The following is a 783-nucleotide window of genomic DNA, read 5'->3' as shown; positions in this document are numbered from 1 at the left end:
AATAGGTTCAATACTTAAAAAATAGCGCACTTTAATAAGCCATCAATATTAAGGCTTTTTTTGATTTGTAGAGTTTTTAAAATTTCAAAATTATGCACCTTTTTTAAGTGAAAAAAGATGTGTTCCAGTTCTATCTGACTGAATTTTATTATGCAGCTTATTTATATTATGTGCCATTGCTAATAGAACATTTTCTGCTAAAACATTTTTTTTACCTTTACATAGATATCTACGAAATCCCATATCCTGTTTTATCTCCGCGAAAGAGCCTTCGGCTTGAATACTTCGATTCGTTCTCAACTCGCAGCCTTCTTCGCTTACAATTCTTTCAAGATTTTCTTTGCGAAGCATGTTGAACAACTTTGAAGTTTCAAGATTTTTAGTTCTTTCTTCTAATGGTGTTTTGCAGTTATGTCCTTTTATGCATTTGCTTTTGTAAACACAGTTACTGCAATCTTCAGAAGTATAGATTGTTCTTTCACTTATATAGCCTGTCTTACTTTTTCTTTTTACTATTTTATTTACTGTTAGTTTCTTGTTATTTTTACAAATATAATAATCACCCAATTCATCATAATCCATGTTTTCTATTCGGCTTATATCATTCTTATATTTTCTTGTCTTTGCTATTTCATAATTTGCCGGCTTAATATATGATAACTGTCCATTTTCTTTAATATAACAATAATTTTCTTCACTCTCATAACCTGAGTCTGTAGTTATTTTTAAATATCTAAAATACAAAAAGTCTTCCATGCTTTTTAGAAATGGAATTAACGTTGT

General features: G+C 28.9%; 1 protein-coding gene. It reads right to left on the bottom strand.

What is annotated here, in order from left to right:
* Positions 1-90 precede the first annotated feature (90 nt).
* A partial coding sequence (locus tag CLLI_RS03460; RefSeq protein WP_146127068.1) for a transposase occupies positions 91-783 on the bottom strand: 693 nt, incomplete at its 5' end.

This window comes from Clostridium liquoris, assembly GCF_002995785.1.
GTDB lineage: Bacteria > Bacillota > Clostridia > Clostridiales > Clostridiaceae > Clostridium_AO > Clostridium_AO liquoris.
The sequence above is the reverse complement of the archived record's forward strand: the minus strand, read 5'-3'. Positions and strand labels throughout refer to the sequence as shown.